The organism is Desulfoluna sp. CYM3A (assembly GCF_056829965.1).
The window spans coordinates 1,065,009-1,087,123 of record NZ_CP186556.1; the positions used below are offsets into that span (position 1 = coordinate 1,065,009).

A 22,115-nucleotide genomic window follows, 5' to 3' on the forward strand; every position below is an offset into this window, starting at 1 on the left:
TTTATTCAATATCCTCGCTGGTGGCGGCGGTACGAACCCCGGCCGCAGCCATATCGGTGAAAAAAGTGTCGCTCAGGTGTTCAAAGCCCGCAACCGGGCTCATGGCGTCGGTGAGAAGGACTACTCTGGGCGCAAGGTCGGGCCGGGCGGAGACCAGGTCCCGGACGCTGTCGGCCACGCAGTGGGAAGAGGCTTCCCCTGCCACATAGATCTCATCAAACCCGGCCAGGTCATCTAAAAGCGACCGGTGGAACACGGAGGCAGGGTCGCCTTTTCGCTCGACCTTGGGCCGGAAGATGGAGAAGTGCTCCGTGTATCGTGAGGCGCCCTTGGGGAGCATCACCAGGTCGGTGTGTCGGTTGGCCCATCTGCTCAAGATGGTGTCCAGTGGGTGGTACACCCCATGGCCCCAGGTTCCCAACAGGCAGTGGGGAGGCCAGATCACATGGGTGTCGCAGGCCTCCATGTAGGTTTGGCTCCACGCCTGATCTTCATCGTGTGCCGCCTTCCAGTCACCGCTTTTCACCGCGTCTGCGGTGATGACGGTGAAGGGGGCCGGCGGGTTGCCGGAGCGGGCCCGTGGACCATGCGGGGTGGGCGATGTGCATGCGGTTGTGGGAATCCAGGGTGACCACCACGCGGGAGAAGGCGTCGCCGTTCATTTCGATAAAATCGGTAAGGCGCTCCATGTCCCGGCTCGCACCTTCCACGAACAGCTCCCCGGTGGGGTCGCAAAACGAGTTCTGGGGATCGATGATCAACAGGATACGTTTCATGTCTCTTCTCCTCATGCCGTTTGTTTAAAAGGGCCCACCGCTGGTGCTCGCGTCCTCTTGCCGAACACCCGCTTCATGTAGGCCAGGTAGCCCTTGTCGTCGCACATCTGTTTGCCCGGAGAGTCGGAGAGCTTAGCCACGGGGGTGTCCTGGCATCGGGTCATCTTGATGACGATTTGAAGGGGTTCCCCCACCACGTCGTTGGTGAGGTTGGTGCCGATGCCGAAGTAGGTGATGAGGCGGTCCTTGAAGTGGCGGGCGATCTGGATGGCCCGGGGAAAGGTGAGGCCGTCGCTGAAGACACCCACCTTGGAGGACGCGTCGATGCGCAGGCTCTTGTAGTGGGTGATGAGGTCTTCGCCCCAGGCGATGGGGTCCCCGCTGTCGTGGCGGCACCCGTCGAAGAGCTTGGCAAAGTACATGTCGAAATCTTTGAGAAAGGCCTTGAACCCGGCCACGTCGGAGAGGGCGATGCCCAGGTCTCCGCGATACTCCTGGGCCCAGTGCTCCAGGGCAAATTTCTGGCTGTCCACAAGCCGGGGCCCCAGAGCCTGGCAGGCCATGAGCCATTCGTGGGCCATGGTGCCCACGGGGGTGAGGTCATACTTCCAGGCGAAATAGACGTTGCTGGTGCCCATGAAGTTGTCCGGGAGGGCGTCTTTCAGGGTTTTGATGATGGTTTCATGCCAGTCCCGGGAGTAGCGGCGACGCGTGCCGAAATCGGAGAACTTCAGGGGCAGGCCCTTGCTGTTTTCCGACTGGACGAGGTCGATCTTTTCTTCCAGTCTGGAGAGACCCTCGGAGAGGTCGGCGTCGGGGTGGTTGTGGCGGAAGTAGAGCTCGTTGATGATGGCAAGGACCGGCACCTCGTATAAGATGGTGTGGAGCCAGGGGCCCTTGATCCTCAGCACATAATCATCCCCTTCCATTTCCGATGTGATGAATTCGCGGTTGAGCTGGAACAGGCGCAGAAACTCGATGAAATCACGCTTGATAAAGCGCAGGCTCTGGAGGAAGTCCAGCTCGTCCTTTTCAAATCGCAGACAGCAAAGGTGGTCCAGCTCTCGGTCTATTCCGTCGATGACGGGGGCAAAGTCGATGCCCAGGTTGCGGCAGCGGAACTCATACTCCACCTCCGCCCAGGGAAACTGATGAAGAACGCCCTGCATCATGGTGAGTTTGTACAGGTCGGTGTCCAGCAATGATTGAATAATCGGGGTTGTCAACGGATGGATCTCCACATGTTGTGGCGCCGAAAAAGGCGGCAAGCTCTCAAGGGGGGCCCTGCGGGGTCTCCCGGAGTCAAACTCCGCAGCGTGCTGCGGAAGGGCGAATGCATCGAGCCCGGATGGCCGTTTTGCAGCCGTTTCAACCGGGTTGATGGTTGTTGGGTATCATCCGGGCGTTAGCCAAAGGTATACCCACTGCAATAAATGTCAAGGCGAATTTATGTCATTTATACCAAAAATATAACCTTGCGGACGCAAACCGGCAAACTCAACGCCTGGTGGTTGTTTTGGCTCCTTGTCGATGAACACACTCAACCCGTGAAATATCCGCGTTATGCCTCGGTGGAGAGCATCTCATTGATCCCCGCGGCGGCCTGTCTGCCCTCACCCATGGCGAGGATGACGGTGGCGGCACCCAGAACAATATCTCCGCCTGCAAAAACCCGGTCGATGGAGGTTTTGCCCTGGTCATCAACGAGAATCTGACCCTTTTTATCGGTGGCAAGGCCCGGTGTGGTCTGGCGGATCAGGGGGTTGGACGCATTGCCCACGGCGATGATGACCGTGTCGATGTCCATGGTGAATTCGCTGCCTTGGATGACCACAGGGCTTCTGCGGCCTGATGCATCGGCTTCACCCAGTTCATAGCGCTGGCACTCGAGGCCCCTGACCCATCCGTTGTCGTCGGGCAGGATGCGGGAGGCGTTCTGGAGATAGTGGAAGGTGACCCCTTCCTCCTCTGCATGGAGGACCTCTTCCGAACGCGCTGGCATCTCTGCTGCCGTGCGGCGATAAATGAGGTGAACCTCTTCGGCTCCCAGGCGCAGTGCGGTACGGGCTGCATCCATGGCGACGTTGCCGCCACCGAGTACGGCGACTTTGCGGGACTCAAAAATGGGCGTGGACGCACGCTGCCGGTCGTAGGCCTTCATGAGGTTGGTGCGTGTGAGGTACTCGTTGGCGGAGTAGACCCCGACGAGGTTTTCCCCTGAAATGTTCATGAAACGGGGCAAGCCCGCGCCCGTGCCGATGAAGAGGGCATCGAAACCGTCTTTTTCAAGGAGGTCGGTGAGCTTGCGGGTGCGACCGATGACAAAGTTGGTTTCAAGGGTGCACCCCATCTCGAGAAGGGTCTCGATCTCTTTTTGCACGATCTCCTTGGGAAGCCGAAATTCCGGAATGCCGTAAAGCATCACTCCCCCGGGTTTGTGGAACGCCTCGAAGAGGACCACGTCATGGCCCTGGCGGCGAACGTCTGCGGCAACGGTGAGACCGGCAGGGCCGGTGCCGATGATGCCGACTTTTTTGCCGGTGGAAGGCTTTACAGGGGGCGTTTCGATGAGGTTGTTCTGGCGCTCCCAGTCGGCCACAAAGCGTTCGAGGCGGCCGATGTTGACGGCTTTGTCCGTGGATTTCATGGCCTTGCCCACGGTGCAGGGGGCCTGGCACTGGGTTTCCTGGGGGCAGACCCGACCGCAGACCGCGGGCAGGAGGCTGCTCTCTTTGATGGTGGCAACGGCGCCCTGGTAATCCCCGTCGGCAATGCACTTGATGAAACCGGGGATGTTGATGTGTACCGGGCACCCTTGAATGCACGGGGCGTTTTTGCACTGGAGGCAGCGCTCCGCTTCGATTTTGGCCTGCTCGGGCGTGTACCCCAGGGCCACTTCGGCCATGTTGCGGCGGCGGACAGAATGAGGCCTGGACGGCATCTCCTGCATGGGAAGGGTCAGCCGCGATTTCCGGGTGAGGTTTTCGGGCAGTGCCTTGAGGGCTTCCAGGGCCTGTTCCTGCAATGTTTCGGGGGAAATATATGTCATGGGCTTAATCCTGATGGCCGACCGTGCGGCCGATACGGCATGTGTGCTCTTGGGTTTTGTATGTTCCGAGTCGTGAGGTGAGGTTGTCGAAGTCCACGAGGTGACCGTTGAATTCCGGACCGTCCACGCACACGAATTTGGTCTCACCGCCCACCGTGACACGGCATCCCCCGCACATTCCGGTGCCGTCTATCATGATGGCATTGAGGGAGACGTCCGTTCGGATGTTGAAGGGCTTTGTGACGGCGCAGCAGGACTTCATCATCATGGGCGGCCCTATGGCGATGGTGAAGTCGGGTTTTTCCGTTTGCTCGCAGAGCTCTTTGAGGGGTTCCGTGACCCATGCCTTGCGCCCGGCAGACCCATCGTCGGTGCAGACAATCACCTCGTCTGCAAGCTCACGCATGGGCTCTTCCAGGATGAGCAGGTCCTTGTCCCGTGCACCCAGAATGACGGTGACATGGTTTCCCGCCTGTTTCAAGGCCAGGGCAATGGGGTAGAGGGGGGCAATGCCGATGCCCCCACCCACACAGACGACCCTGCCGAAGTGTTCAATGTGGGTCGGGGTGCCCAGGGGGCCTACGAGATCGGAAATGTCATCGCCTGCTTTCATTCGGGCCATGCGCGAGGTCGTTTCCCCCACGGCCTGGAAGATGAGGGTGATGGAGCCTTCCCGGGTATCCGTGCCTGCAATGGTGAGGGGAATCCGTTCCCCGAAATCATGGTCGATCTGAAGAATGATAAACTGACCGGCCTTGTGCTCCTGAGCGATGAGCGGTGCTTCAACCCGCATCAGGAAAACGGTCTCCGAGAGCTGCTCTTTGTAAAGAATTTTATTCATGGGTTCTTATCATGTGTGTTGGTTTTATGCATAAGGGCCTGGATGAAAAACCATGCCCAACAAAACGATGCCGGGCGAATCAACCCTCACGGTGGCGTTCACCTTGCCATTGGCTGTGTGTATCGTTTCATCGGGGTAGGCCCTGAGTCTTCCATTTAAGGGGATGCAGTATAATGGAACAAATGGGCCATGGGAATAGAGATTACAGGAATTATCATGCCTATTCCTGCCTGCCTTTGTAGGGTGGCTCTCACATGAGCTTTGTTTCGGGTGTTCAATGCACTCCAGATGTATCGCACCCACAGCCTTGGGGATGAATCAAGGTAACTATTCAGCTCAAAAAAAACAGCCTCCGGCGGCAAGGTGTGCCACCTTGAAAGCAGGTTGCGGATGTGTTTTGCCCCTCGTTCCTCGGGTCACATCACATCCGCCTTTAAAGTAAAAATTCACTCAAAAAGATTTTTTAAAACCTGTTTGTTCAACTTTTTAAACGTTTAGCCCCCGGCAGGGCCGCCGGAGGCATGAGCTGAACAGTTACGAATCAAGATAAAAAAGGGAAGGGCTCTGGAGCCCTCCCCTTTTCATACATGCTTGCAGAAGCTGCTTCAGTCCCGGTTAGAAATCGATGGCCGTTCCGTCGTAACAAGCCTGGTAGATGGCCTTGATCTCGTCGAAGGTGGGCTTTCTCGGGTTGAAGAGAGTGCAGGGATCCTTGAGGGCATGTTCGGTCATGGCATCAAGCTTCGCGTTCCACTCCGCCTCATCGATGCCGCACGCCTTAAAGGACCCGGCCACGCCCACGGATGCGGTTAACCCGGCGATCTCCTGGGCGAACTCCTCGGCCGTGGTTTTTCCGAACAGGGCTGCCAGGTCCCCGTACTTCTCGGTGACCTTGGCGTTGAAGCGGATGACGTTGGGCATAAGAATCGCATTGCCGCAGCCGTGGGCGACACCGAAGGTGCCGCCCACCTGGTGGGACATGGCGTGGACAATACCCAGCCATACGTTGGTAAAGGCCATCCCTGCCATGCAGGAGGCGTCGTGCATGGCCTGGCGGGTCTCCAGGTCTCCGGGCTCAGCCACGGCCTTGGGAAGGTTCTTGAACACCAGGTCGATGGACCCCTTTGCCAGGGCGTCGTTGTAACGGTCCGCAATGTTGGAGACGTATGCTTCCACACCGTGGCTCAGGGCATCGAGACCGGTGTTTGCGGTGACGGTCTTGGGCATGCTGGCGCAGAGTTCACCATCGATGATGGCCACATCAGGGGTCAGCTCGTGGGACACGAGGGGGTACTTCACCCCTTTCTCGGTGTCTGTGATCACGGAAAGGCCGGTGATTTCGGTGCCCGTGCCGCTTGTGGAGGGAATGGCGACGAATGTCGCCTTGTTGCGCATTTTTTTGACACCGAAGGGTGCCGCCAGCTCTTCCAGTTTGGAGTCCGGGTTCACAGACTCCACATGGCCTTGGCCGCATCAATGGCGGAGCACCCGCCCCAGGCCCACAATGATGTCGGGCTGCTCCTCGGTGAAGAAGGCTGCGCCCTTCAGGACAGTTGCAATGGAGGGGTCGGCTTCAACACCGGAAAATACGGCAGAGGTAATGCCGGCTTCCGTGAGAAAGGTGCGTTTGGTAGGATGCCGTTTTTCTGGACAAACGCTCCGATGACGATGACGGCTTTGGTGCCTTCGATGGTTTTCAGGTTTTCAAGGGAACCCAGGCCGTGGAAGATATCTTTGGGGACAATAAAAGTGGTCATGATTTTTTCCTTAATTGAAAGGGTGTCTCTGGTTACTTGACGGGCACTCTTTTGCCCGACGAGAGGCACTAAACCTTTTTAAGGATTTCCTGTAAAGTAGGCACTTTTCCGTGTTTCAGTATGCTTTTGGACACGTGGTTCCCAAAAGGGAACTATCTTTCGGTTTGGTTCAATTTCGTGTTATGGCACGGGATGCTGCGCACGGCAGATGGCTTTGCAGTAGGGGCCTTTGCCGCCCGGTGGGGCGATGATTATGATGACAAGAAAATGTGGTACGATGGATCACATCGAAGAAACGGAAGGCGGGAGGCGTATCATGCCGGAAGACAGGACCCATAAAGTGAGTTGCAGTTCCTATGTCAATGAGGTGGAGGTGGCCTTTGAGCTCCTCTCGGGAAAGTGGGTCCCGCTGATTGTCTGGACCCTTGCAACCGAAGGGACCAAACGATTTGGAGAGCTCAGGAAGATCATGCCGTCTGCAACCCAGAAGATGCTGACCCAGCAGCTGAGGGCCTTGGAGAAAAACGGGCTCGTCAGCAGGAAAATATACCCGGAGGTTCCGCCCGTGGTGGAGTATCCCTCACCTGATACGGCTGCAGGCTCAGCCCCATCTTAAAGGACCTCAACGCGTGGTCCAGGGAGTACCTTGACGGCCGGGAGGGCAAAGGGAAATAGATCGCCCTGCTTCCCGTTGAGGGGAGGAGGCAAATGAAAAAAAGCCCGCTGTCCGAAAGGCGTTCGGAAGGCGGGCTTTTTCTATTCTGTGAGGACAAGGTATTGGGTATTGGCGCGGTCGGGTTGGGCGTCGGGGAGGGCTTCGTCATAGCCCGGGGGCCGGATGGTGATGATGAGCATGGATGCTGAAGGGGCGTAAAGGGCAAGGTGCTCGGGGATGCCCAGGCCGCCTTCGCAGTGGAAGATACCGGAGATGTGCATGACAAGGGCGCCGGGGTGTTGATTTCTGGCCTCGGCAATGGACCAGGCCATGGTGGCGTCCCAGAGGGCCTGGGCGTCGGTGTTAATGGTGGACGGGGGTGATCCCGGGGCCTTGGTGCCGTGGGGATTGTCGTTTTGGGGGGCGTGGAGGATTTGTCGCTCAAGGACCGCCAGCTTGGCGCGGTAGGCCGGAGATGCCCCCTCGTAGGGCAGGGGGGCGATCCAGGTTTTGGCCTCGGGGCTGAGTTGCTCAAGGGCCTCTCTGCCCTTGCGGGCCACCAGGTTTACGTAGCGCCTCGGGGCGTTGGCGGCGATGACCGGTGCCCCCCTCTCCTTGGCCAGGTTGAGGGTTTGGCGGTAAGCGCGGGTGTAATTGCCCCAGGGGCGGGAGGCGGCCATGAAGTGCATCTCGGTGATGAGCCCCGAGAGGTACTCGTCGGTGACGCCCTGGAGGTCCCGGGCCAGCATCTCAAAGGACAGGATGGCCCCGGGCGTTGTCCCTTTGGCGGTCCGTTTTTCAAGGAGTCCTTTGAACAGGGCATATTCCAGGTGATGGGCCGAGGGGTTGTCGTGGGTCTCTCCCACCAGCACCACATCGGCCCGGGCGGCTTCGGAGAGAAGGGCGTCCTGGCTGATTCGGGTGCCGTCCGGGGCAATGATGGTGTATCGTGGCGGTTCCATGGCGGCGCGGCCGGTGCCCAGGCATCCGGCGGCAAACAGGAGGGTTCCCAGAAAAAGGCCCAGGGTGCTTAAGGCTCGGTTCATGGCTGAACTCCCGTGGGTGGCGGGCCCCCGGCACAGGGGGAGCCCGCGTGGGCATCGGCGGGTCAGAAGTTGCGGTGGATGCGGATGTTTCCGCTTTCGATGCGGCGGTTAAAGGCGTCCCTGGCCCAGGCCTTGATACGGGCCCTGGAGGCGGGGATCAGAAGGAGAATCCCTGCGAAATCGGTGAGAAGGCCCGGGGTGACCAGGACGATCCCTGCAATGAGGATCATCAGGGCGTCAATGAGCTCTTCCGTGGGCATGATCCCCTGGTCCATGCACTCCCGGATCTTGATGACGGTCTGGAGCCCCTGGATCTTGGCAAGAGATGCCCCGGCAATGCCGGTGCCGATGACCAGGGCAAGGGCGGCAAAAGCCCCCATGAACGAGCCGATCTTAATGAGGAGCCACAGCTCGATGACGGGGACCAGGGTAAACAAAAGAAAAAGACGTAACACCATGGGGACAGTCTCCATATGAATCCGTGAAAGTAACCCGCAGTCGTGCGGTTTCACCACAAGATGGGACCGATCCCGTAAATGTCAAGCAAGGGAAGGGATGCAGGATACAGGGGAAAAGGCCAAAAGCGCCTTCTATGGTGACCGTTGGTGGAAAAAGCTGGCCTCCGGCGGCAAGGTGGGGGCACCTTGAAACCCTATGGCGAATGCATGGAGGTCGTCATTATGCAACCGTTTTTGCGGCAGAGGCCTATTTCATTTTACTGGAAACACTATGAAGGGGCTTTGGGAGTCATTTTAGTGTAACTGGAATAACCACGGCGAAGACTCGAAATGCTGGCCTCCGGCAGGGTCGCCGGAGGCCGTTTTTGAACCGTGCTATCGCTTGCTGCGCGGGTGCTTCTTGATGGATTTCAGGAATCGGTCCACGCGGGTCTTGACGATGGGAAAATCCTCCCCGCGGTCGTCGATGCAGTCTCCGTCGATGGTGAGGATGGGGATGCCCGCTTTTTTGAACATCTCGTTTTCCATGATGGAGCCACCGTGGAAGTGCCGGCACGACTTCGGGTAGTAGGCGATGATGCCTTCGGTGTCCTCGGGGATCTCGTCGATGGCGATGCCCGTTCGGGCCGTCACCGAGGAGAAGGCCGGGTGCAGTACCGTGCGCCGGGCGATGGACCGGATGGGGTCCGCCGGGTCCAGGGGCTCCCAAAAGGCGTAGTTGACCTGGGAGGCGGAGATGTCGATGCGCTCGTCCAGGTAGGTCATGAGAGGCGTCTTGAAGTAGGGACGCAGGTGGAACCAGGCGATGCGGGGACGGCTGTCGTCGTCTGCCGGTGCCGTGCTCCCCTTGTACTCCTTGCAGCGGGACTTGTAGACGTCCACGATGCGTTCTGTGCCCCAGGTCTGCATGAGGTTGGCCGCGTAGTCCAGCTCCCGCACCCCTTTCTTGGCCGCTGTGCGCTGCTGGAGCACCACGTCGTTGCCTTCGTTGAGCCAGGTGCGGGCTTCGTTGGTCCACCGGATGACCTGGCGCAGGGCTTCGTCTTCCAGGGTGAGGCCCGTGTGTTCGGTGACGAAGGCCACCATCTCCAGAAGCTGCTCGTAGACGTAGTCCACGCCCTCTTCCACCCGCTTGATGTCCTTTTCATCCGTGCTTGCGGCCAGGTCGTAGAGGCCGTAGGGGATGTCCAGGATAAACTCCGGGCGCTTGTATTTGTGGGCGGCCAGTTCGGCGTACTTGGCCGAGGGGTCGCACAGGTGGGTGGAGGTGATGAGCACATCCGGGGTGGGGAAGATGTCTTCGATGACGCCCCCTGCCACGGTTTTCATGAAGGAGCACAGGTCCCCTGAAAGTTCGTGCCTCCTGGTCTCGATGCGCTCCCGGGCTGCCCCGGTCATGGCGAGCTGGGAGGCCACCATCTCCGTGGTAAAGGGGAGCAGGCCCATGGCGTACATGATCTCCGTGGGCACAAAGAGGCTTCGCCAGGCCACGTTGTGGTAGGCAAACTCCCCGTTGGTGTTGAGGTTGTAGGCGTTGAAAAATTGCTCGGTGTTGAGGTACCCCCGCTTTGCCGAGGGGGAGAGGGTGTCAAAGGCCTTGGGAAAGGCCATTTTTAACGGGCACCCCCCGGGCCGATCTCCAGGCCGTTGACGCGGAGCAGGTTTTGTACCTGGGCTTTTCGCTGCTCCGTGTTCTCTTCTTGTATTCATCCCCTTCTGGCTCGGTTCATCGGTTTCTCTTTCGTCGTTTTTTGAGTCTCTTGATAAATGACTGCACCTCACGTTCGTTGATCTCGGAGCTGATGTCGCCTTCGAGGACCTTCATGGGCACGTCCACGGGGATGTCGTTTTTCAAAAGGGCCCACTGCATCTGCATGTTGGCGCAGAATTTCATGGAGTAGTAGAGGACCCCGTCCACCCGGTATTCGGTGATGAGGCGCTGGATCTCCTCGATGGCCTCCCGGGACTTGTCCCCGAGCATGCGGGGGCAGGGCGTGCCGGAAAGGTAGAGGCTGGCCAGCTCTTTGTACGGGTCGTCCGACGGGGCCGCCTCGCCGGTGAAGGCCCTGAGGCCGGTGCACATGTGCTCCACCACGGAGACACCGCCGGTGGCCTCGATGGTTTTAATAAGGGAGCCGTTGCCCGGGCCGCCGATGACCATGATGCGCGGGGCGTCCTTGTCGCCGGTCTGGCCTTTTTTCTCGGAGATGAAGGCTTCAAGGCGGCTGTTGAGCTCCTCCCGGGGCATGTCCCACGAGTCGGTGATGAGGGCCTCCACTTCGCGTCCGGTGACGGCTGTGGCCTCCTCTTTTCTCAAGGCGTCCACCTCGCGGAACAGAGCCCGCGTTTTGTTGAAGAGGGCCATGGAGGCCCGCAGGGCCTCGTCGGTGATGGGGCCGGCATGGGCCTCCACATCCTCTTTCATGCGCCGCAGGCCCCCTGCAAAAAAGGAGACGCTGGCGTTGGTGACCACCTTGGGCATCAGGAGGTGGAGCATGGCCGGTTTGATTTCGTCCTGGCGATAGAGCCAGCCGTCGGCCAGGCGCCGCATGCACTCGCAGGAGTGGGCGATGACCACGCCGGAGAGGGCGTCGTAGGCCCCGGTGAGGGCGCCTCCCATGGAAGAGCGGACGTAGGAGCAGATGGAGTCCCCCAGGACCACGTCTTCATGCTCGGCCCCGGAATCGGATTTGATGCCCACGGGAAGAGCGCCTGCCGCGTGGAGAATCTCCAGGGGGGTGTAGGTGCAGAACCATCCTATTTTTTTCACTGGGCCGACCTTTCGGCCGAGGAGGCCATGGGAGTGGCTGCGTAGGCGTCGCAGGCGTAGAGGGTTAAGTCATCTCCCCCGCCCCTGGACAGGTGAACCAGGTCCTAACATGGCCTTGTTGCAGCCCAGCTCCTGGGCACGGGTGCATTCGGTGAACTCCGAGGTGATCCCCTGGATGGTCTCAATGCCTCGGAAAGAGCCCCTGTCTTCCACTTCGTCCCGGGCAAACAGGGCCATGCCGATGGCACCCATCACCTTGTGGTGCATGGGGACGTAGAGTTCGACCTTTTCGCCCCGGGCTTCGCTGAGAAGGTCCTCCAGGGATTTTTTCACCCCGATGTTGGAGGCCACGCCTCCCTGGAAAGCAATGGGGGTCTTGAGGTGTTTTTTGTTGATGCCGAGGGTGGCGTAGAAGTTCATGGCCAGGGAGCGATGCAGCCCTGCGATGATGTTCTCCTTGGTGTTGCCCTTGGCCTGCTCGGCGATGAGGTCGCGGCCCACAAAGACCGTGCACATGCTGGAAAAGCTGTAGGGCTTTTTGGCCTTGAGGCCCGTCTCCCCGAATTTTTCGATGGGAATGCCCAGCCGGTCGGCCTGGGCGTCGAGGAAGGAGCCGGTGCCTGCGCCGCATTTTTTGTTCATGCCCGCTTCATCGAGCTCGCCGTCTTCGATGTACATCACCTTGGAGTCCTGGCCGCCGATATCGAAGATGACCTGGGTGTCGGGGAGAAGATGGAGGGTGGCTTCGGCGTGGGCGTCCAGCTCGGTCTCGTAGACGTCGGCCCCCAGAAGGGCAGAGGAGATCTCGTGGCCGCTGCCGGTGACCCCGGAGCCCAGGATGTCGATGTTGGCCGGAAGCTTAGCCGACAGGCGGGAGAACGCTTTTTTGATGTTGTTGATGACGTCCCCTTCGGTGAGGGTGTAGTCGGTCTCAAAGACCACGCCCGCTTCATCCACAAAGGCGATGTTGATGGAGATGGAACCGGCGTCAAGGCCGATGAAGCCTTTGACGGTGTCGCTCCAGGTGCCCGAGACCAGGGGGAAGGCCAGGGCGCGGCCCTTGTCGCAGATGTATTTGTACGCGGGTTTTTTCAGCCCCTTGATGAGCTCGTCGATTTTCTGGAAGGGAGAAGAGGGAACCGGGTCAGAGGCTTCGGCCTTGATCCAGAGGTCGGAGACGGTGGTGCTGATCTCCACGCGGGAGCCGTCTTCACAGGTAAAGGAGGCCACCTCTTCGCCTTTGATGGCGTGGTCCCGCGACTCTTTTTTCAAGGTGTCGATGACCGGTGCCACAGATTCCCAGGCCTCCTGAACGCGGTCTTTGGCCTTCTGGAGAAAGAGGTAGGGAATCCTGTAGAAAATCTGTCCCGGAGTCCGGGGCAGGGACGCAAAGCCTGCGCCCGTATGTCCTGAGAGTGTGCCGTTAGGTGTCATGCAGTGTCTCTTCTGTTTTAGTGGGTATATGTTTTTGGTTATGAACCGTAGTTTTTGTCAGAAACGACGTTTGAATTGTGCTCGCCGAACAAGACCAACCCAGGTCTCCCGTGGTGCTGCCTTAACCGACGTTATGCGACAATATTATCGTGTTTTCAAGGCGTTGCCCGTATGTGGGAAAATGTTTGTGGTATCGAAAGAGGATTACCATAAGATCCTTCATTCGACAAGGGTGGAATGAAAAAGGGGTGGCCAGGGTGGGTTGTGTTTTGAAACCCATTGAAAAAATGATGAAAACCGCCATTGGTTGAAAACGTCTGCGGGGGGTGTATGATGGGGCATGGGATCTGTGGGGGGGTGACGCCCTGTTTCGGGTGCGAGCCGTGTTTTCTGCGGCAAGAGCTTGAGATCGGGGGAGATCTCCTGTACAAAAGGTCCCGCCCGATGAAAGCAACCTGTTTATCTGGCGTTATCCCCCGGTTTCAAATCCGTCATTGCCCATAGGCCGCCCTGAAGGGGCGGCACCAAGAAAGGAATATTCGATGCACAACGGCAGCCACCGTGATCCCCGGAGACGGGTCTAACTTCATATTATTGATTCGGCACTACAGATTCTGGACAAAGCCGGATGCGATTTTGAGTATGAGTTTGCTGACGCGGGCCTTGCAGCCCTGGAAAAGCACGGAGAGCTCCTGCCCCAGCGCACCCTGGACCTCATTGAAAAGAACGGGGTGACCCTCACAAGGGCCCCTGACAACCCCCATCGGCAAGGGGTTCACCTCTCATCAACGTCACCCTGCGCAAGCAGTTCAACCTCTACGCCAACCTGCGCCCGGTGATCTCCTTTAAAGGCACCCAGGCCCGCTACGAGGACATCGATATCATCACCGTGCGTGAGAACACCCAGGGCATGTATTCTGGGTTGGGCCAGACCGTGTCGGAAGACGGGTGCACGGCAGAGGCCATGAGCCTGGTGACCCGTGAGGGGGCCGAGCGCATTGTCCGTTTTGCATATGAGCTGGCTCGAAAAGAGAAGCGGAAAAAAGTCACCATCGTCCACAAGGCCAACATCCTGAAGTCCACCTCCGGCCTGTTCCTGGACGTGGCTCGGGAGATCAGCGCCGGGTACCCCGACATCGAGACCGCCGAGATGATCGTGGACGCCACCTGCATGAAGCTGGTCATGAACCCGGAGGAGTTTGACGTCATTGTCACCACCAATCTGTTCGGCGACATCATCTCCGATCTGTGCGCCGGCCTCGTCGGCGGGCTGGGCATGGCCCCCGGGGCCAACATCGGTGACAACGCGGCCCTGTTCGAAGCCGTCCACGGCAGTGCCCCGGATATTGCGGGCAAGAACCTGGCCAACCCCACCTCCTGGCGCGACCCGCTCATTCAGATGCTGGAGTACCTGGGCATGCAGGAGAAGGCCGAGGCCATTCGACGGGCCGTCACCGCCGTCATCGAGGAAGGGGACCGCACCACCCGCGACCTGGGGGGCTCCCACGGCACCACGGATTTTACCCAGGCCGTCATGGACCGCCTCTGATCCGGATGCCTCATCCAGGCAACAAGTCCCTGCAGCCACATCGGTCATGCCTCCGGCGGTGCGCTTTTTAAAAGGCGCCGCTCACCTTGCCGCCGGAGGCACCGGTTTTTTCCTTTCAGGCGCCCGCATCCCTATCCGGTTTTTCACCTCAGGGTTAGGTATATCTCCTGTCCGATATTCTTTCCTTAATTTTGTCTTTGCGTTTTTTGCTTTGTGTCCTCTGAAAACATTGACATACGGAGCTTATGGGGTATCATCAAGGGCAATGAACCCATGGATGGTGTGTGTCGGAATCAAAAAGGTCGCAGTCAGTATTGTTGATAAAGTTCGGGCTGATGCAAAAGCAGAGTGGACACCTGTCGTGGGATGGCATGGCGCCGTAAACGGTTTTCCATGGCGTTTCTTTGCATGGCTGTTTTTTGACCGGGTTTCAATGGGTTTTGTCGGTGTGTTTGACTGGTATTTCAACGGTCTGGTCCGGGCAAGCGCCGGGCCGGAGCCCATGCAGAGAAAGGACATGCAGGATGATTTTGGACAGACTGAAGATTGGGACCAAAATACTGATTACGTTTTTGTTGGTCGGTATTGTGCCCCTGGCCGTCATCGGTTCCGTTTCCGTTTTGAAGTCGAGTGAATCCCTCTCAGAGCAATCCTTTGAAAAATTGAAAATTGTCCAGGAGATTAAAAAAGCCCAGGTGCGGGAGTATTATGCCGGATGCCTGGGAGACATCTCTGTTTTGTCCAAGAACTACGCCCTGTCCGAGGCCCTGAACCGCTTTCCCATGCTGTTTGACGAAGAGGGCAACGTCAACATGGATGGCTACGACTTCTACGACACCCGATACGGGGAGTCCATGAAGCTTGCCGTCCAGGAGTACGGGTACAACGACCTGCTGCTGATCCAGGCCAACGGCCGCATTGTCTACTCGGCCCGGAAGGCCCCGGATCTTGGCAAGTCCGTGCTGGAGGGCCCCCTGGCCGAAACCCATCTCGGGCGGGCCTTTGCCCTGGGGCTCAAAGGGCTGGCCACCACGGACTTTATGCCGTATGCCCCTGCGGACAATCAGTCCATTGCCTTTATCCTTGCCCCCATTTCCGTTGTGGATAACATGACCCAGGAGACACGGGTCACGGGGCTTGTTGCCCTGAAACTTGATAACGGCCAGCTCAACAGCATCGCCATGAGGCGTGAGGGCATGGGAGAGACCGGGGAATCCTTTCTTGTGGCCCGCACAGGGGAGGGGGCGGTGTTCCGAACAGACACCCGGACAGGCAAAGCCGGTGAGCAGGCCTTTTTCGCCTGCCTGGACGACGCCTCTGCCCAGGAGAGCGGGGCAGGGACTTACACCTACAAGGGGGAGCAGCAACTGGTCTCCTACGGAAAGCTGGGTATCGACGGCCTGGACTGGATCATGATCTCCAAGATTGACGGACATGAGGCCTTTGCCGCCGTTCGCCAGCTCAAGACCCTCATCGGGGTTGTGGTGCTGCTCGGGGTTGCCGCCATCGTCTGTGTGGGCTTTTTGATCGCCCGCTCCATCACGCGGCCAATTAACGATATTGCCGCGGGAATGAAGGATATTGCCGACGGCGAGGGAGACCTGACGGTGCGCCTCAACGTCAAGGGGAAGGACGAACTGGCCGAGCTTTCCCACTGGTTCAACACCTTTATCAACAAGGTGCAGGAGATCATCCGGCTGGTGTCCGAAAGCGCGGAAAAACTCAACGGGTCGTCCACCGAACTTGCCCAGATCTCCCATGTGATGAGCGAAGGGGCCGACGAGGTCTCTTCAAAGTCCGGCACGGCGTCGGCCTCCTCTGAGGAGATGAGCGCCACCATGCAGTCCATTGCTGCCGCCACCGAACAGGCCTCCGCCAACATGAGCATGGTGGCTTCCGCGGCTGAGGAGATGACGGTGACCATCTCGGAGATCTCCGAGCACTCCGACACCTCCCACACCATTACCCGGGAAGCGGTGAATCAGGCAGGGAGCGCAGCCGCCAAAATGAACACCCTGGGTCTGGACCCAGAAATCCGCCATGTTTCCGAGGTCGATACCGAGATCTCCGAGAAGATCAATCTTCTGTCCCTCAATGCCACCATCGAAGCGGCCCGGGCCGGAGATCCGGCTGCGGGTTGCCGTGGTAGCCGACGAATTGCAGGACCTGGCCGGTCAGACCGCCGGGGCTACCCAGGAGATCCGCAGCCACATCGAAGGGATTCAGAACTCTACGGCCGAGACCGCCGGGGAGATCGGTCAGATCACCCAGGTCATCGACAAGGTCAACGGCATTGTCACCACCATCGCCGAAGCGGTCAAAGAGCAGGCCGTCACCACCCAGGAGATCGCCGGGAACGTGGCCCAGGCCTCCACGGGCATTCAGGAGGTCAACGAAAACGTGGCACAGAGCTCCCTGGTCTCCAACAGCATTGCCGACGAGATTTCCCAGATCAACCGCATCTCCGGTGAAACCTCGGCCAGCAGCACCCGGGTGAGCGACAGCGCCGAGGCCCTGTCGGGCCTGGCCACCGAGGTGTCCGATCTGGTGGGGCGATTTCGGGTGTAAAGGGTTTGTATTTTATACTATGGGCACGCCTGTGTGAAGGTGGCTGTTCGTCCATGGTGGCAAAGTCAAATGGCTGAAAAGTGGGGAATATTGAATGCACGATTGTCTCTCCCTTTGGGTGAGCCGATCAGGGGCTGCTGCCCGGTTGAGATAAAAAAAGCCCCGGGCAGGCGAACTGCCCGGGGTTTTTTGTCTCGCGAGGGACACGTTTCGGGAGGAAGGGATACGTGGCCTCGTGGTTCTGGCCCGGTGTCTCGAATTGCTTGGGTTGCTGAAAAACGGGTTAATGCGTGTATTCGATGATCTGGACGTCCGGTCCGATCTTTTTGATGATGGCGTCCCTCATGTTTGCGTAGTGGGGGCAGGGGTAGCCGATGGGGTTCCCCTTGGAGATGCAGGAGGTAAAGACAATGGCCTCGGCGCCTCGATCCACCATGATCTTGGCCCGGGAGATGGCCCGCTTGCCGGGGCAGCCTCCGCAACTGACAAACCCGACAATGTCGACGGGGCCCGTCTCCTCGAAGGCCAGCGTTCCCTGGGTGGCGGCCTTGAAATCCGTGGTGCCGGGGCACATGTCCTCTGTCTGCTGGCAACGAATGATTCCGACTTTTTTCATCTGCGTGTTCTCTTTCCATTGATTGCGTGTGGTTGTTACAGGGGCCGGGGACGCGGTTTCTCCCTTTGCCTGAAAAGGAGCAAGGCACCTCGAAACCTGATTTCAGACTGTCCCGGTAATCCGTACCATGAATACTAGTCGCTATCAAGAAAGATAAATGGTATTCCCTGGCAGTGAACTGCCCCCTGGAACCGCATGATCGGGTGTTGCTATTTTTACGATTCGCATGTAAGTGGATGAACCGAAACGGCAAAACAGAATATGGGCCGGGGCCTCGGTAACATACGCCAGCCCATGGCTGGGCGGGCAAAAACCGCCGCATTGACGGGCCAGTATATCCACAGGTAGCGTACCTGTGGCAAACCCTCTGACGAGCCGAGAATTCCGTGGCTGTGGGAACCGTGTACCCCGCAGGCACCATGACCCGAAGGGAAACGAATGAAATTCGATCAATACTATATATCCGACGATATCAAGAAGAACCTGGCCCAGCTCGGCTTTAAGCGGCCCACGGACATCCAGTTCAAGGCGATCCCCTCCATTCAGAAGGGAGAGGACGTCCTGGCCATCGCCCAGACAGGCACGGGTAAGACGGCGGCTTTTGCCATTCCCCTCATCGACAGGATCCAGCGGGGGAAGAGCAGCAAGCGCTCATACGGTATCCGCTGTATCGTCATGGTGCCCACGCGGGAACTGGCCGCTCAGATCGGCGAGGTGTTCGACAGTCTCTCCCGCCACACCAAGGTCAAGACCTTTGCCCTGTACGGCGGGGTGGAGCAGGATGCCCAGATCAAGAAACTCCAGGACGGCATCGACGTGCTGGTGGCCACCCCGGGCCGCATGTTTGACCTCATCAGCCAGGGCTATATCCGGCTGAACCGCATCGACACCCTGGTGCTGGACGAGGCGGACCGGATGCTGGACCTTGGGTTCATCGACGACATCCGTTTCGTTAAAAAGAAGATCACCCGAAAGCACCAGACCCTGTTTTTTTCGGCCACCATCAATGAAAAAATCAAGAAACTTGCCTTTTCCCAGGTAAAGAGCTCGGCCATCCGCATTCAGCTCTCCCCCGAGGACCCGGTCTCCAAAAACGTCTCCCATGCGGTGATGTTCGTGGAGATGGACGACAAACGCTTTTTTCTGGAACGCTATGTGCGGGACAACCCCGAGAGCAAGCTAGTGGTGTTCGTGCGCACCCGGGTGCGGGCCGAGCGTGTGGCAAAGGCCATGGGGCGCGTGGGCATTGACGCCGTCTCCATCCACGGGGAAAAAGAGCAGGCGCAGCGCCTTGAGGCCATGAAGGCATTCAAGGACGGGGCGTGCCGGATGCTCATTGCCACGGATGTGAGCGCGCGCGGTATCGATATTCCGGACGTCACCGCCGTGATCAACTACGACCTGCCCGAGGTGGCGGAGAATTACGTCCACCGGGTGGGCCGGACCGGTCGCGGTGTGAATAAGGGCGTGGCCCTCTCCTTTTGCAGCAAGGAGGAGAAGGAACGCCTGGAAGAGATCCAGGAATTCATCGGTAAAGAGGTCGAGGTGCTTCACGTGGGAAAAACCGACTACGCCCGGACCCTGCATTTTTCCAATGAGCTGTCGGCAGAGGAACTCATCGCAGAGAACGAAGCTTTCGAAAAAAGCCGAAAGAGAAAAAAGAAGCGCAGGTAAGGTTGCGCGCCGTTCCGGGCGGCACCTTAAAGGTGTCGGTCCGGACGGCGGCGGACCCTGTTGCCATGAAAAAATAAAGAAACCGCAGTGGCGGGACGATATCATGGAAAGGCGTTTTGATGTGAACGGCGGTGCCCCGGTTGAGGCCGGGGAGCGACAAACCGGAAAATGACCGCTGGCTGGGGGGAGTAGCGTGAGGACATATCCAGGGCCCTGGAGAGGGTGTTGCTGTTTGTTGCGGGGGCTCAATGCGGTGGTGCTGGCCGTTGCGGCCGTGTGTCTGTGGGGGGGCAGTCAGGTGTCAACTGTCTGTGCCGCCGATACGGTGCGCGGTGCCGGGAGTGTGTTGTTCCTCGGCAGCTTTTTCTGTACCATCCCAGTTATCCCACCTTTTTCAGACAGGTGGAGGGGATCCGCTCTGTCTTCTCTTCCCGATCCATCCATTTTGATATCGAGTGCATCGACACAAAGCGGTTCGACCCCCCGGAAATCAAAGCCCATTTCCATAACCTTCTCACCTTCAAACTGTCGCGCCTCCCGGCCTACGATCTCATCCTGGTGGGGGACGACAACGCCCTTCATTACGTTCTGGATCATCAGAACGACCTGTTCCAGAACATTCCCATGGTCTTTTTCGGGGTGAACAACCGGCGGCTTGCCCTCGAACAGAACGAAAATCCGCTGGTGACCGGTGTGGTGGAGTCGGTTGCCCTCTCCGAGACCCTCTCCCTTATGGCCCGGTTGCAGCCGGATGTCCGGCGTATCGTGGCCATCGCGGACAACACCGTAAGCGTCAAGGGCGTGCTGGATCATTTCCATGCCGCGGCCCGGGAGTTCAAGTCCGTCCAGTTCTCCATGCTTTCCCTTGAAAACCTGAGCTTTGATGAGTTGGCAGAGGTGTTGAAGACCTTTGACAACAGGGACGCAGTGCTGCTGCTGTCCGCCTTTGTGGACCGCACCGGGCGCCGCATCGATTTCGACCATGCCCTGTCTCTGGTCACGGAGAACCTTGCGTCTCCCCTGTATCACCTCTGGTATCACGGCATGGGGCAAGGGGTGATCGGCGGCAAGCTCATCAGCCATTTCGACCAGGGGAAACGGGCCGCGGAGATGGCCCTTGAGATCCTGTCCGGCACGCCGGCCTTTGAGATTCCCGTGGAGGCTGAGAGCCCCCATCGTTTTGTGGTGGACCCGGAGGCCATGGAGGCCAGGGGCATGTCTCTTTCCCTGATTCCCAACGGCGTGGACCGCTATCGCAATGTCGAGCCGTGGGACAGCTCCTATGGGCTCTACACCCGTGTTGCCCTGGGTGGCATCGGCGTGTTCTCCTTTCTCGCCTGCGTGTTGGCCGTCATTGCCTTTCACAGGCGGCGTGCCGATGAGCAGGTGGCCAAAAGCGAGCTGAGGTTCCGTCGGTTGACCCGACACATGGAGGAGGTGTTCTGCGTGGGATCCATGGCCACGCGGGAGATCCAGGAGATCAGTCCAGCTGTGGAGCATATTCTGGGGCTGTCCCCGTCAAAGGTCCGCCGCAACCCCACCCTGATCCGTGAGGCCATCCATGAGGAGGACAGGGAGTCCTTTTTTGCCTACCTGGTTCGCCTGCAATCCGGCCAGGAGGGGATGGAGTCCATTGAATTCCGCATGCGGGATGTCAAGGGGCGGCTGCGGTGGCTCCGCTTCAGGGGCTTCAGCATCGAAGAGGCCGGTGACAGGGACTCCAAGATCGCGGGCATGGCCTCGGACATCACCGATGCAAAGCAGGAGGATACCGCCATGAAGGCCCTGGTGGAGACCCTTGCAGGGCGCGTGGAACAGGACTTCTTCGATGGCGCTGTTCGTCAGCTCTGCGCCTTTTTAGGGTGCGACACTGCCATTATCGGTGAGATCCGCGAGGACAACATGGTCCAGACCCTGGCCATGGTGAAGGACGGGTACATGAAGGATTCCATGACCTATCAGCTCATGGGGACCCCCTGCTTTGAGTCCATGAACGAGGGGGTCTGCATCTACCCCGAAGGGGTCCGGGATCGGTTTCCGGCCAACTCCATGCTTCGCCAGCTGAGCTGGGCAAAGTTTTCTGGGCTTGCACCGTTGCGAAATCACAACGGAAAGATCATCGGGGTGATGTGCGCCATGTCGAGGACCCGCTTTTCCATTCCCAAGCGGACCCAGGAGGTGGTGGCCATCCTGGCCAAGGGCATCGCCAACGAGATGGAACGCCTGGAGAGCGAAAAAGAGAAAAAAGCCATGGAGATCAGCCTGATCCGCTCCCAGAAGATGGAGGCCATCGGCACCCTGGCAGGCGGTATTGCCCATGATTTCAACAATATTCTTTTCCCCATCATGGGGTATGTGCAGATGATGCAGGAGGAGATCTCCGCGTCGAGCCCCCACGGTCGATACCTGAACAAGATCCATGCAAGCTCGTTGCGAGCCAAAAAACTGGTGAACCAGATCCTTGCCTTCAGTCGCAAGGGAGATCAGGTCTTTGAGCCCGTCATGATTCCAGAGGTCCTCACCGAGGTCATGGAACTGGTGCGTGCCAGCCTGCCGGCAACCATCGACCTGCGGGTGCATGTCACCGGAGAGATTCTCCCCGTGATGGGAGACGCCACCCAGATCCATCAGGTGGTGATGAATCTCGTGACCAATGCCTACCATGCCATGGAGGGAAGGGGCGGCTGCATCTGGGTGACCCTGGCTCCGGGGGGCAAGCCCGGGGCTTCCGGTGTTTCCCTCACCGTTCGCGACACCGGGGGGGGCATCGAACCAGCCGTTCTGGACTGTATTTTTGACCCCTATTTTACAACCAAGCCCAAAGAGAAGGGCACAGGGCTCGGCCTGGCTGTCGTGCACGGCATTGTGGAGAACCACGGGGGGGAGATCGACGTAGAGAGCACCCTCGGGGTTGGCTAGGGG

At 58.8% G+C, this 22,115-nt stretch carries 19 protein-coding genes and 3 pseudogenes; 8 read left to right on the top strand and 14 right to left on the bottom strand.

Features of this window, described 5'->3' with window-relative positions; translation table 11 throughout:
* Nucleotide 1 precedes the first annotated feature (1 nt).
* The 8 genes and pseudogenes from ACOYW1_RS05675 to ACOYW1_RS05710 form a co-directional block, all read right to left on the bottom strand.
* Nucleotides 2-526 carry a cysteine hydrolase family protein gene (locus ACOYW1_RS05675; RefSeq protein ID WP_482422008.1) on the bottom strand — a complete coding sequence of 175 codons (525 nt, stop codon included), beginning with the start codon at nucleotides 524-526 and terminating at the stop codon, nucleotides 2-4.
* The gene (locus ACOYW1_RS05680; protein WP_482422009.1) at nucleotides 513-776 is read right to left on the bottom strand and encodes a hypothetical protein; all 264 of its coding nucleotides are present in this window, start codon (nucleotides 774-776) and stop codon (nucleotides 513-515) included. Before ACOYW1_RS05680 ends, ACOYW1_RS05675 begins: the two co-directional genes overlap by 14 nt.
* An 11-nt stretch (nucleotides 777-787) precedes the next feature.
* On the bottom strand, nucleotides 788-2,002 hold the full coding sequence (gene pncB, locus ACOYW1_RS05685) for a nicotinate phosphoribosyltransferase (RefSeq protein WP_482422010.1): 1,215 nt from the start codon (nucleotides 2,000-2,002) through the stop codon (nucleotides 788-790).
* A 335-nt stretch (nucleotides 2,003-2,337) separates the two neighbouring features.
* Nucleotides 2,338-3,825: an NADPH-dependent glutamate synthase gene (gene gltA / locus ACOYW1_RS05690; RefSeq protein WP_482422011.1), complete on the bottom strand. Its 1,488-nt coding sequence runs from the start codon at nucleotides 3,823-3,825 to the stop codon at nucleotides 2,338-2,340.
* A gap of 4 nt (nucleotides 3,826-3,829) precedes the next feature.
* Nucleotides 3,830-4,666, bottom strand: coding sequence for a sulfide/dihydroorotate dehydrogenase-like FAD/NAD-binding protein (locus tag ACOYW1_RS05695; protein ID WP_482422012.1), 837 nt, complete (start codon nucleotides 4,664-4,666; stop codon nucleotides 3,830-3,832).
* A 615-nt stretch (nucleotides 4,667-5,281) separates the two neighbouring features.
* Entirely contained in the window at nucleotides 5,282-5,893 is a 612-nt protein-coding gene (locus tag ACOYW1_RS05700; RefSeq protein WP_482423668.1) for a dehydroquinate synthase/iron-containing alcohol dehydrogenase family protein, read from the bottom strand.
* A 78-nt stretch (nucleotides 5,894-5,971) separates the two neighbouring features.
* A pseudogene (locus ACOYW1_RS05705) lies at nucleotides 5,972-6,268 on the bottom strand (iron-containing alcohol dehydrogenase); the annotation flags it as partial.
* Nucleotides 6,211-6,423, bottom strand: a complete 213-nt coding sequence (locus ACOYW1_RS05710) for a hypothetical protein (protein WP_482422013.1) — start codon at nucleotides 6,421-6,423, stop codon at nucleotides 6,211-6,213. The pseudogene ACOYW1_RS05705 and the gene ACOYW1_RS05710, both read right to left, overlap by 58 nt.
* A 316-nt stretch (nucleotides 6,424-6,739) precedes the next feature.
* Here ACOYW1_RS05710 and ACOYW1_RS05715 point away from each other — a divergent pair, with 316 nt between their 5' ends.
* Nucleotides 6,740-7,039, top strand: coding sequence for a winged helix-turn-helix transcriptional regulator (locus tag ACOYW1_RS05715; RefSeq protein WP_482422014.1), 300 nt, complete (start codon nucleotides 6,740-6,742; stop codon nucleotides 7,037-7,039).
* A gap of 140 nt (nucleotides 7,040-7,179) precedes the next feature.
* On the opposite strand, the gene ACOYW1_RS05720 is transcribed toward ACOYW1_RS05715, so the two are convergent.
* The 5 genes from ACOYW1_RS05720 to ACOYW1_RS05740 all read right to left on the bottom strand — a co-directional run bounded on the left by ACOYW1_RS05720 (nucleotide 7,180) and on the right by ACOYW1_RS05740 (nucleotide 12,786).
* Nucleotides 7,180-8,124: a ChaN family lipoprotein gene (locus tag ACOYW1_RS05720; RefSeq protein ID WP_482422015.1), complete on the bottom strand. Its 945-nt coding sequence runs from the start codon at nucleotides 8,122-8,124 to the stop codon at nucleotides 7,180-7,182.
* A gap of 62 nt (nucleotides 8,125-8,186) precedes the next feature.
* The gene (locus ACOYW1_RS05725) at nucleotides 8,187-8,582 is read right to left on the bottom strand and encodes an FxsA family protein (protein WP_482417132.1); all 396 of its coding nucleotides are present in this window, start codon (nucleotides 8,580-8,582) and stop codon (nucleotides 8,187-8,189) included.
* Between the two features lie 375 nt (nucleotides 8,583-8,957).
* Nucleotides 8,958-10,193, bottom strand: a complete 1,236-nt coding sequence (locus ACOYW1_RS05730; RefSeq protein ID WP_482422016.1) for a 2-hydroxyacyl-CoA dehydratase — start codon at nucleotides 10,191-10,193, stop codon at nucleotides 8,958-8,960.
* A gap of 115 nt (nucleotides 10,194-10,308) precedes the next feature.
* The gene (locus ACOYW1_RS05735; RefSeq protein WP_482422017.1) at nucleotides 10,309-11,352 is read right to left on the bottom strand and encodes a 2-hydroxyacyl-CoA dehydratase subunit D; all 1,044 of its coding nucleotides are present in this window, start codon (nucleotides 11,350-11,352) and stop codon (nucleotides 10,309-10,311) included.
* Between the two features lie 69 nt (nucleotides 11,353-11,421).
* Nucleotides 11,422-12,786, bottom strand: coding sequence for an acyl-CoA dehydratase activase (locus ACOYW1_RS05740; RefSeq protein WP_482422018.1), 1,365 nt, complete (start codon nucleotides 12,784-12,786; stop codon nucleotides 11,422-11,424).
* Between the two features lie 796 nt (nucleotides 12,787-13,582).
* Between ACOYW1_RS05740 and ACOYW1_RS05745 the strand changes: the two genes are divergently transcribed.
* The 5 genes and pseudogenes from ACOYW1_RS05745 to ACOYW1_RS05765 all read left to right on the top strand — a co-directional run bounded on the left by ACOYW1_RS05745 (nucleotide 13,583) and on the right by ACOYW1_RS05765 (nucleotide 16,903).
* A complete protein-coding gene (locus ACOYW1_RS05745) occupies nucleotides 13,583-14,335 on the top strand; it encodes an isocitrate/isopropylmalate family dehydrogenase (RefSeq protein WP_482423669.1) in 753 nt (250 codons plus the stop codon).
* 46 nt (nucleotides 14,336-14,381) lie between these two features.
* The gene (locus tag ACOYW1_RS05750; protein WP_482422019.1) at nucleotides 14,382-14,969 is read left to right on the top strand and encodes a hypothetical protein; all 588 of its coding nucleotides are present in this window, start codon (nucleotides 14,382-14,384) and stop codon (nucleotides 14,967-14,969) included.
* Nucleotides 14,970-15,747: 778 nt separating this feature from the next.
* Nucleotides 15,748-16,008 (top strand): annotated as a pseudogene (locus ACOYW1_RS05755) (HAMP domain-containing protein); the annotation flags it as partial.
* A 421-nt stretch (nucleotides 16,009-16,429) separates the two neighbouring features.
* Nucleotides 16,430-16,690 (top strand): annotated as a pseudogene (locus tag ACOYW1_RS05760) (hypothetical protein); the annotation flags it as partial.
* Between the two features lie 45 nt (nucleotides 16,691-16,735).
* Nucleotides 16,736-16,903: a hypothetical protein gene (locus tag ACOYW1_RS05765; protein WP_482423893.1), complete on the top strand. Its 168-nt coding sequence runs from the start codon at nucleotides 16,736-16,738 to the stop codon at nucleotides 16,901-16,903.
* A 283-nt stretch (nucleotides 16,904-17,186) separates the two neighbouring features.
* Here the strand turns inward: ACOYW1_RS05765 and ACOYW1_RS05770 are convergent, their stop codons facing one another.
* Nucleotides 17,187-17,519, bottom strand: a complete 333-nt coding sequence (locus tag ACOYW1_RS05770) for a CGGC domain-containing protein (protein ID WP_180145826.1) — start codon at nucleotides 17,517-17,519, stop codon at nucleotides 17,187-17,189.
* A gap of 438 nt (nucleotides 17,520-17,957) precedes the next feature.
* On the opposite strand from ACOYW1_RS05770, the gene ACOYW1_RS05775 reads away from it, so the two are divergent.
* Together ACOYW1_RS05775 and ACOYW1_RS05780 are read left to right on the top strand one after the other, a co-directional pair.
* The gene (locus ACOYW1_RS05775) at nucleotides 17,958-19,193 is read left to right on the top strand and encodes a DEAD/DEAH box helicase (RefSeq protein ID WP_482417126.1); all 1,236 of its coding nucleotides are present in this window, start codon (nucleotides 17,958-17,960) and stop codon (nucleotides 19,191-19,193) included.
* A 402-nt stretch (nucleotides 19,194-19,595) separates the two neighbouring features.
* The gene (locus ACOYW1_RS05780; protein ID WP_482422020.1) at nucleotides 19,596-22,112 is read left to right on the top strand and encodes a sensor histidine kinase; all 2,517 of its coding nucleotides are present in this window, start codon (nucleotides 19,596-19,598) and stop codon (nucleotides 22,110-22,112) included.
* Nucleotides 22,113-22,115: the final 3 nt, after the last annotated feature.

Bases quoted from the DNA above. Each gene is read 5' to 3' on its own strand.
- ACOYW1_RS05720 (WP_482422015.1), bottom strand. From the start codon at position 8,124: ATGAACCGAGCCTTAAGCACCCTGGGCCTTTTTCTGGGAACCCTCCTG.
- ACOYW1_RS05775 (WP_482417126.1), top strand. From the start codon at position 17,958: ATGAAATTCGATCAATACTATATATCCGACGATATCAAGAAGAACCTG.
- ACOYW1_RS05770 (WP_180145826.1), bottom strand. From the start codon at position 17,519: ATGAAAAAAGTCGGAATCATTCGTTGCCAGCAGACAGAGGACATGTGC.
- ACOYW1_RS05725 (WP_482417132.1), bottom strand. From the start codon at position 8,582: ATGGTGTTACGTCTTTTTCTTTTGTTTACCCTGGTCCCCGTCATCGAG.
- ACOYW1_RS05750 (WP_482422019.1), top strand. From the start codon at position 14,382: ATGCCTCCGGCGGTGCGCTTTTTAAAAGGCGCCGCTCACCTTGCCGCC.
- ACOYW1_RS05740 (WP_482422018.1), bottom strand. From the start codon at position 12,786: ATGACACCTAACGGCACACTCTCAGGACATACGGGCGCAGGCTTTGCG.
- ACOYW1_RS05710 (WP_482422013.1), bottom strand. From the start codon at position 6,423: ATGACCACTTTTATTGTCCCCAAAGATATCTTCCACGGCCTGGGTTCC.
- ACOYW1_RS05680 (WP_482422009.1), bottom strand. From the start codon at position 776: ATGAAACGTATCCTGTTGATCATCGATCCCCAGAACTCGTTTTGCGAC.
- gltA (WP_482422011.1), bottom strand. From the start codon at position 3,825: ATGACATATATTTCCCCCGAAACATTGCAGGAACAGGCCCTGGAAGCC.
- ACOYW1_RS05695 (WP_482422012.1), bottom strand. From the start codon at position 4,666: ATGAATAAAATTCTTTACAAAGAGCAGCTCTCGGAGACCGTTTTCCTG.
- ACOYW1_RS05730 (WP_482422016.1), bottom strand. From the start codon at position 10,193: ATGGCCTTTCCCAAGGCCTTTGACACCCTCTCCCCCTCGGCAAAGCGG.
- ACOYW1_RS05700 (WP_482423668.1), bottom strand. From the start codon at position 5,893: ATGCCCAAGACCGTCACCGCAAACACCGGTCTCGATGCCCTGAGCCAC.
- ACOYW1_RS05715 (WP_482422014.1), top strand. From the start codon at position 6,740: ATGCCGGAAGACAGGACCCATAAAGTGAGTTGCAGTTCCTATGTCAAT.